Annotated in this window: 2 protein-coding genes; both read left to right on the forward strand. The window is 35.4% G+C overall.

Annotated elements, in window-relative coordinates; translation table 11 throughout:
- Positions 1-295 precede the first annotated feature (295 nt).
- Positions 296-571: a PAAR domain-containing protein gene (locus Xinn_RS20810; protein WP_086954786.1), complete on the forward strand. Its 276-nt coding sequence runs from the start codon at positions 296-298 to the stop codon at positions 569-571.
- 222 nt (positions 572-793) lie between these two features.
- On the forward strand, positions 794-1,321 hold the full coding sequence (locus Xinn_RS20815; protein ID WP_099137811.1) for a hypothetical protein: 528 nt from the start codon (positions 794-796) through the stop codon (positions 1,319-1,321).
- The last annotated feature ends 90 nt before the right edge of the window (positions 1,322-1,411 follow it).

Consider the following 1,411-nt stretch of genomic DNA (forward strand, 5'->3'; position numbering starts at 1 on the left):
TGTGTATAGGTCATAGTGCATTTTCCTTTGGCGAGAAAGATGCCTACTATAGCAACTGACCGCCTTTCTTAGAAATTGCACTTATTAGTCGAATCCAAGGGTCACATAAAATTCTGAAATAAAGAGTTTGTCTATAAATTTTTATGTATTAATTGTCACAACTACTAAAAATTTAAAATAAAACAGGATGAAGAAATTGATTTGCCATCATGAAGAATGACAGCTTTTATCATCTGGTTTTTATCGATAATATGTTTATTAATTAATCACATTAAACTTGTTTTAAGGATGAATGATGGCTATTGGATATTTCTTAGTTATTGGGGATAAGACAACATGTGGTGGCGCAATTTTAACTGGCAGTAGTACAGTCACTTTTTACGGTAAACCGTCCGCACTTGAAGGTTCAGAGGTCAGTTGTGGCAGATATGCCGGTAAATACCGAATAATCGGTGGCGTTGGTGGCTTTATCAATTATCAGCAAAAAATGGCGGGAACGCTGGATAGCCGGAGCAGTTGCCCATGTCAGGCGGGTTTAATTAACTCTATTCCTGATTCTTATGCTAAATAATGATGTTGAATAACTAATCATGCCATTGTAAATATTTTCAATGGCATTTAAGAATGAAAAAATAATTTATATTGTTGATAGTTTTAATTAAAAACATAAACAATATAATCAAAAAATAAGAGGTGTCTTATTGGACAGCCATCGGGTTTATTCATAGGATTACTCTTATTTAATGCGATGGATGAAAAATGGATTTAACCAAAATAAAAAGGGAAACAAATTATGTCTAAATTTATTATTACACGAAATAATGGAAAAGCGCTTCTCGGAACTGAATTTCATCTGACTCCGGGTAATACACTGACATTAAAGATTGATGGTTTAAACCTAACCACCAGAAAACACCTTAAATTTCTACCAGAGAATGGAGTGGTGTCTATTTTTCAGAATGATAACCCTCAGAGAAGAGAGCAAACTTTGCAAATAACTGCCCGCAGTATAGGCAGAAGCATCGTTAAGGCAGTAGACACAAATATCGATTTCTGCCCTAATTTTGCTCAGGGTGTCGCTGAAGATTGCTTTCCGCCGTTAACTATTCATGTGTTACCCAAGATCTCGATCCCCACAGATCTGAATGATGAGCAGAGAGCGATGCTAATGGTATTGCTGGCGGAGACTTCATCACCTGACTCTAAGAAGTTCAAATACAATGAAAAAGAAGCTAAAGATACCATGCAATATATGCATGATGTCCTATTAAATAGAGTAAGGTCTCCTAAAGCAAAATACCTTGGTGTGCCTCATAGATAGGATCTTAAGCAATAACCGTTTATTTTTAGATAGAAAAAAGGCTTCATTTATGATCTGATAATCGTCGCTAAACTAATATCAAAACCACGG

Origin of the sequence: Xenorhabdus innexi, assembly GCF_002632485.1 — a bacterium.
Lineage (GTDB): Bacteria > Pseudomonadota > Gammaproteobacteria > Enterobacterales > Enterobacteriaceae > Xenorhabdus > Xenorhabdus innexi.